The sequence below is a fragment of the uncultured Agrococcus sp. genome, from assembly GCF_945915485.1.
Classification (GTDB): Bacteria; Actinomycetota; Actinomycetes; order Actinomycetales; family Microbacteriaceae; genus Agrococcus.
This window is the reverse complement of the sequence record NZ_CAMEFJ010000107.1, coordinates 1-7,167: the sequence shown is the minus strand read 5'-3', so window position 1 is coordinate 7,167 and position 7,167 is coordinate 1. Positions and strand designations below refer to the sequence as shown.

Annotated in this window: 5 protein-coding genes and 1 tRNA gene; 4 read left to right on the top strand and 2 right to left on the bottom strand. The window is 62.8% G+C overall.

Annotated features, from left to right (window positions below; translation table 11 throughout):
* Position 1: 1 nt before the first annotated feature.
* Positions 2 to 83 (bottom strand) — tRNA-Tyr (locus Q0O95_RS12540).
* 107 nt (positions 84 to 190) lie between these two features.
* On the opposite strand from Q0O95_RS12540, the gene Q0O95_RS12535 reads away from it, so the two are divergent.
* Positions 191 to 1,003 carry an inositol monophosphatase family protein gene (locus Q0O95_RS12535; protein WP_293699243.1) on the top strand — a complete coding sequence of 271 codons (813 nt, stop codon included), beginning with the start codon at positions 191 to 193 and terminating at the stop codon, positions 1,001 to 1,003.
* A 113-nt stretch (positions 1,004 to 1,116) separates the two neighbouring features.
* Positions 1,117 to 2,778: a M23 family metallopeptidase gene (locus Q0O95_RS12530; RefSeq protein WP_293699240.1), complete on the top strand. Its 1,662-nt coding sequence runs from the start codon at positions 1,117 to 1,119 to the stop codon at positions 2,776 to 2,778.
* A gap of 19 nt (positions 2,779 to 2,797) precedes the next feature.
* Here Q0O95_RS12530 and Q0O95_RS12525 read toward each other — a convergent pair whose 3' ends face one another.
* Positions 2,798 to 3,067 carry a DUF3459 domain-containing protein gene (locus Q0O95_RS12525; RefSeq protein ID WP_293699237.1) on the bottom strand — a complete coding sequence of 90 codons (270 nt, stop codon included), beginning with the start codon at positions 3,065 to 3,067 and terminating at the stop codon, positions 2,798 to 2,800.
* A gap of 1,231 nt (positions 3,068 to 4,298) precedes the next feature.
* Here Q0O95_RS12525 and Q0O95_RS12520 point away from each other — a divergent pair.
* On the top strand, positions 4,299 to 6,452 hold the full coding sequence (locus Q0O95_RS12520) for a hypothetical protein (protein WP_293699234.1): 2,154 nt from the start codon (positions 4,299 to 4,301) through the stop codon (positions 6,450 to 6,452).
* Positions 6,449 to 7,138, top strand: coding sequence for an ATP-binding cassette domain-containing protein (locus tag Q0O95_RS12515; RefSeq protein ID WP_293699231.1), 690 nt, complete (start codon positions 6,449 to 6,451; stop codon positions 7,136 to 7,138). Before Q0O95_RS12520 ends, Q0O95_RS12515 begins: the two co-directional genes overlap by 4 nt.
* The last annotated feature ends 29 nt before the right edge of the window (positions 7,139 to 7,167 follow it).

The window sequence follows — 7,167 nt, the reverse complement described above, 5'->3', positions numbered from 1 at the left end:
GTGGCGAGTGAGGGATTCGAACCCCCGAAGTCGTAGACAGCTGATTTACAGTCAGATCCCTTTGGCCGCTTGGGTAACTCGCCGTTCGCTGCAAAGCAGCAACAGCCAGAATACACAAACCGGAGCCCTGAGGAGAAACCGAGCCGCCAGCATCCCGGCCGCGGCCTCCGGGCTCCGGTAGCTTGGAAGCGTGACCGAACTGTTGAGCATCGCTAAAGACACGGCGAAAAGAGCCGCCGACCTCGCTTTCCAACGCCGCAGTGAAGGCGTTGAGATCGCGGCAACGAAATCGAGTATCACCGACGTCGTGACGGCTGCCGACCGCGAAGTTGAACAACTTGTTCTCGGCCTTCTGCACGAACAGCGCCCCGATGACGGCATTCTCGGCGAAGAAGGCGCATCGGTAGAGGGAACCTCCGGCATCACGTGGGTTGTCGACCCCATCGACGGGACCGTCAACTACCTCTACGGCATCGGCACCTACGCCGTGTCGATCGCGGCGGTCGAAGGCGAGCATCGACTCGATCGACTGCATCCCTCCGAATGGAAAGGGCTCGCAGGCGTCGTCGTCGACCCCACCAGCGACACAGTGTTCACGGGCGCGGCAGGTCAGGGCGCACACAGGAACGGAGTCTCCATCCAGGCTTCAGAGCAGACGTCGCTGCAGCACTCGCTCGTCGCCACCGGATTCGGATACGGACGCGAACGCCGGGCCCGCCAGGCGGAATCGTTCGCCGAGATCATCACCGAGGTTCGCGACATTCGCCGGATCGGGTCAGCGGCGCTCGATCTCACGGGCTGCGCGGCCGGTACGCTCGACGCCTACTTCGAGAAGGGGCCCAAGGCATGGGACTTAGCTGCGGGATTCCTCATCGCAGAGGAAGCGGGATGCGCGACCCGAGTCGAAGAGGTCGAAGGCGAGCTGTTCGCCGCGGTCGCGGCCCCCGCGATAGCCACCGAATTCTTTGCATTGCTTAAGAACGCCGACGCAGCAAGCGCATAAACCTTGCCCCTCTGTTACCAAGCTGTTATATTCGATGGTCTGCGTGCAGTGCAGTTTGGCATGTCCCGCCAAGCACTGGTTGGATAGGTTAGTCGGAAGAAAGGTGCCGCCTCGTGACTGAAGTCGAATTCGATCCCTCGGGGGAACGAACGACTTCAACGACGAGTCGACGCGCACTGCGAGAAGCCGAGCAGCTTCGCCGCGCAGCGGCGAGCAAACCGCTCACGCGCCGTGAGCTTCGCGAGCAGCAGCGTCGCGAAGCGGAGAGCGTCTATACCTCTTCGGCAGACGCGCCGGCCCAGCCCGCTACTCCGGAGTCTGCAGCAGCAGCACCGGCAGAAAAGCGGGTTCTTTCACGTCGCGACTCGCGACTCGCTGCCGCAGCTTCCGTGCAGGCGCCCGTCCGCGATGAGGCACGCGTACGTGAAGCAGCACCCACAGTCATTCGGGAAGAAGCGGCCGCGTCGAGTACACGGACTTCGTGGTCGCTCTCGGAGGAGGCAGAGCGCGCAGAAGAAGCTCTCCTCGGCCCGAACTCGAATGAACAGCAGGAAACGGCTGCCGAAGAAGCTCGTCCGGTACCGGCTCCTGTTCCTGACGAAACGGATGCGGCACGCCCCGTGCTCAGCGCCAACTCCCTCTTCGCATTCGACGAGGTCGAGGTTGCTGAAACGCTGACGCAGCCGGTGTCCAGGGCCATTCCTCGCCGCCCGGACGTCAAACCCGAACAGTGCGCGGCTGCTCCCGCTGCTGCGAACACCGCGGAAACCAGGCCGACTCCCGTCGTAGTCGATCAGGGTGACACGCAGCCGCAGCCAAGGCTCGAGACGAACGCTAAGCCGGCCGAGAAGAAAGCCGACCCCGAACAGATCCTTCGCACGCGCGCTACGACGCTGCGAGGCAAGCGCACCTCGAGCGCTCCCGCCCCCGCGGCAACGCATCCGCCGACGAAGTCGCGCAGGAAGCGCGGCGCCGTCGCCGTTCGCAAGCTCGCAGCAGGCGGTATTCTCCTGGTAGCGAGCGCATTCGTGGTCGCAACGAGTGTTCCGGCGCAGGCCTTCTTCGGAGGCGGTTCCGAAGCCTCGACATCCGGTGAAGCCGGTGGCGTCGATGACTTCAATGCGCAGAGCGTGAGCGTCCCCGAAAGCGCCTCGCAGCTGGAGCTCATGATCGACGGTGACGTAGGCATCCAGGATGCCCTCGAGAGCGCTCGACTGAGCCCGGAAGAGGTCGACCGCATCCAGGGCATCGCCGACGCATCGACGAGCATGCCGAGTGGTTGGTCGCAGGGAGTCGACGGATACGAAGAAGCGCTGCCGCTGCTCGAGACCAGCTATGTGCAGACGCCGTTCCCGAACATCCCCGACGCACCGATCTCGAGTGGCTTCGAATGGCGCTGGGGCAAGGTGCACGAAGCAGTCGACTTTACGCCCGGTGCCGGCACAGAGATCTACCCGATGGCCAACGGTATCGTCACGAACGTCATGCCGGGCACGACCTCTGGCGGTCACATGGTGACGGTTGATCACATGATCGACGGCAAGCGCTATCAGACCAGCTACGCCCACATGATCGCCGGTTCGATTCAGGTTCGTGAGGGCCAGGTCATTACGATCGACACCGTTATCGGTCAGGTCGGCTCCACCGGCTTCTCTACCGGTCCGCATCTGCACTTCGGGCTGATGCGTGATGACGTCATCGCGATCGACCCGATCCGCTGGTGGGAGAACCGTTCAGAGTTCACCGCCAGCGACGCGGGCGGCAGCTCCTACTAGCCGCCGGCTCTCGCCCGGACTACGACCGTAGCCAGACGGTGTGATCCGTCGGCACAGCATCCACGATCTCTTCGCTGGCCAACAGCACTTCGCCGTTGAACGGCACCGGCTCATCCGACAGATTCGCGATGACCGTGACCTCACCGTTGCGGAACTTGAGCACGCCATCGGCCGAATCGAGCCACTCGACCGCACCTAGACCGAGCGAGTGCTCGCGGCGCAGTCGCACGGCATCCCGATAGAGCGCGAGCGTCGACGATGCGTCGGCAACTTGCCGATCGCGGGCCAACTGCGCCCACTCCGCTGAACGCAGCGATTAAATGCTCTGCGCCCGAACTCTCCGGGCAAGCCGAATTGAGAGCGCGCATGGTGGAGCGCTACGAGTGTGAAGGTGTGTGCTCACTTCAATTGTTCATCGAATTCTCGTAGAAAATGGTGTAGGCTCATGTAAAGTGAGTAATGTGCGACTTAGTAGGGCTGCTTTGGCGTAGGTTTCCATGAGGGTCAGTTTCTTCAACGAGAATGATTCTTGAAATGGTGACCGATAATTTGGAGGAATTGTGACAATGCAGTCAACGTCGTCCCGAAAGCGTAATGGGCTATTGTTCCCGCTTGCCGCCATATTCGTGGCGGCTTTCACTATCATTTCGGCGCCGGGAGCACATGCGATTTCGTTGTCGATGACGCCCAGTGGATCTGTGCCTTCAGGTCAGGCTAGAGTGATTGGCGCGGCCTGGGGAGAGCAGTCACCGTACAACGTCACCTTTCGATGCAATGTTTCCGGATGCTCAGATTTCGTTAGTTCGTCGACAACTACCACTTCTCTGGCAAGATCGCCTCGCATGACAACTTGTACCGGGGTATCGCGAACGCACACCATATCCGTCACCGAGCGTGGCGGAGGGAGGCTGAACGCGCAGAGCACGACAACTTGGACCAGGGCCTCGGTGTGCTGAGGATCCCCTCTGCGGGCTCTGGTGTAGTTATGCTGTGTGGTGGTTTTGCGCACTGATTGGATGCCCCGACGGGGGCGAGACGGTACACGATTACTGGCTGCAGTTCTGGCCTGCATAGCGATGGCCAGTGTGGCCGTACTGGGTTCGAGATTCACTGCCACCATCGATGAGACCTTGAACGAGAACTGGCGTGGCACCTACGACATCCTGGTCACCGCGCAGGGTTCCGACTTCGGAGCTTCGGATACGGGTGCAATGGTCGATGGGAATTTTGTCAGTTCCGCTGGCCAAGGCGGTATTTCGCTCCGTGAGCTCTCGGCAATCCGTAGTATTGGCGACGTTGAGGTTGCTGCTCCCGTAGGCATGGTCGGCATGTTGCGAAATGCGAGCCTTTCGCCGGCACTGCGAGTGATCGATGACCCGGTGTCCGGTGAGTCTGCTCTCCCCTCTGACTCTGTTGTCGTGGAGTTGAGCACAAATACCGTACTACAACGGGGAGGAGAAGATATGCTCCTCTCTCAGAGCCAGGGTCATGTAGTTCTCAGTGCGCGCACTTTTGACGAAGTGGGAGTTTTGGGAATCGAGAACGGCGTTAACAGCGGGGCAGGTGATCCGAATGGATTCAGCCCCGTATGGACGGACCAGGGTTTCATCATCCCTCTGGGCCAGTTGCCGGAGTTCTCTTCTGTGATTGTGGCGGTCGATCCCGAAGCGGAACAAGCGCTGCTGGGGGATGAGCGAGCGGTTTTTCTCGATCCTTTGCGAGAAGCTCCAGAGGGGCGAGACCTGGGCTCTTCCGTGTGGTCCGACCTGGTGGACCCGGACGCCTTCACCGTCCCCTTCGTTGCTCTGCAAGAGGCAGAGAGCGAGGTCGCAGACCCGACAATCGCAGTACCACTCGTGGTTGCGCAACAGCCAGCTACGAACATCGTAACTCGAATCGACATCGCAGTCGCCGAGGCAGCAATCGATGAAGTTCCGCTTGAGACGGGCGCGATACGCGAGATCATAGAGCAGGCTGATTTCGAGCAGCTCGAGTCGGTAACTCTGGATGTATCGGGGTTGTCCACTCCGTTCTCTACCCCGAGTCTGTTCGCAGAATGGCCGGGCTCGGAGTGGCCAGATGATGAAGGGAACGCCGCGTTCACCTTGCCTGCCACGGAACTGGAACCATTGCTGACCGGTCGACCGCGGTATGAGCCTCTCAATCCGACTACGTTGACGGATGATCGCCCCGCGTTCGCCCTTATTCCGGGCGATATCGTTGACCCTGCGGGTACTCCTGTTGCCGAGTCGGAGAGCTTGCTGCAAGGAAGCGGCACAGAGCACGGCGTGGTTCGAGCGTATCGAGAGGCAACTCCGGCCGGCGGCCCCGGTCTCGCTGGGGCTTTGCCAGCACCGCTTGGGACCTTTGTACCGCAAGATATCGCCGACCCCGACTTCGATGAAGTCTCCTATGTTCCGTCCGGCGTCTACCATGCCGGGGTCACGGAACGTCTAGAGGGCGGCATCGTCGAGCCCAATCTTTCCGGGCTGGACTTCATCACCTCGATGCCAGGCGCTTTCACCGACCTCGACGGAGGTGCTTCGCTGAGAGGCGACACACCAATCGACGCCGTGCGAGTGCGCATCACTGGCATCGAAGCGTACACCCCGGCGAATCAGGCACGCGTGCTCGCGGTGACCGAGGAGATCAGCGCGCTCGGCCTGCAAGCGACGGTCGTAGCCGGGTCTTCGCCGCAGCCGGTCGCCCTCTATGTTCCCGACTATTACCCCGATCGCATGGGCGACGAAGCAGATCTCGGGTGGGTGAGCCAGGAGTGGACGACGCTCGGCGCCGCCGTGCATGTCGAGACCGCGTTCACGGGACTCACCGTCACACTTGCGGTCGGCGTACTGGCAGCGGTCGGCATCGGAGTGCTGGTGACGAGCGTGCACGCGGGTCGCGGCAGGCGTGGAGAAGTGGCTGTACTGCACGCCGTCGGATGGTCGCGCGACAGTATCGTGCGAAGGCTCGCACTGCGCGAAGTCGTGCCCACAGTGCTGGTCGTCTTAATGGCCGCGGTAACCGCGTATCTGACGACTGCGTCGGCTCGACCAGGCATCCTGACGCTCGCTGCCGTGACTCTCGTTGCAGCCGCGTTGTCCATCCCGATCTCGCTGGCTAAGGATTCGTCGGTCGGGGCGCGACGACGCTCCCGAAGCCGCCGTCGAGAGCCGGCCACCACCGTCGGAGCGATCGTTCTGCGGCGTGTGATTGCAACACCCACGACGACCCTCCTGGCTGTGGGAGGCACCGCTGTTCTAGCCATCCTCGCCGCGCTCACCACCGCCGCTGTGACGGATCAGCTGGCCGCAGCGGGCGCGACAAGGCTCGCCGACACCGTGCGGGATTCATCGGTCGTGTTCATGGCGCTCCTCGGCCTGGTCGGGATGTTCGCCTCGGTCCTCCTGCTCAGCCTGGGCAGAAGCATGCAATTACGGCAGCAGCGAGCCCAGGAGCGTGCACTCACCCGAATCGGCTTCGACATCCGGATGCGCGCCGCGATCGTGCGGCGAGAGGATGCGGTGATCGCGGTGCTGTGTGCCGTCAGTGGGTTCGTCGTCGCGGGCTGTGCGCTGCTGTCCTTGTCGCAGACCGCGGCCCTAGCAGCCGTTACCGCGACGGCAATCGCGATACTCAGCAGATCGATGCGACTGACAGGAGGGATGCGATGACCGCGACCAGAACACGTACCGCAACGACCGCGACGCTGCGGGTCGAGAACCTGGGCATCGCGTACGTGACCGCTGAGGGACGCCCCTTCGACCTCGTCACGGGGCTCTCGTTTGAGGCGGGGCCCGGTGAGCTGGTGTGTCTCGCGGGGCGAAGCGGTTCCGGCAAGACCAGCATCCTGCGCCAGCTCATCGGGTTGGCAGACGGCGCTACTGGCACGATCAGTTGGAACGACCGGACGCTGGCGAGCATGGACGCCTCGGACACGGCCGATCTGCGGCGCAGGCTCGCCGCCTATCTCGACCAGGAGGCCGGACTGGTCGAGGAGCTCACCTGCCTCGAGAACGTCGTACTGCCCGCGGTGCCCAACGGGCGGCGGCAAGCCAAACGCGCAGTGGCCAGAGCCAGGGAACATCTTGAACGACTCGGCCTCGCGAAACGCGAGGGAGTCCGCCCGGCAACGCTATCGGGAGGTGAACGTCAGCGGACGGTGCTCGCGAGAGTGCTCACCGCCGGCACTCCCGCGATCATTGCCGACGAGCCGACGGCGAGCCTCGACCGATCCTGGGCGGAAGCGGTCATCATGGAGCTGCGGAATCATGCCGACGCGGGCGGCACGGTCGTCACCGCGAGCCATGACCCGGGGCTTGCCGAGGCCGCCGATCGCGTTATCCGGATCGAAACCTAGCCGCGTAGCCAGACGGTGTGATCCGTCGG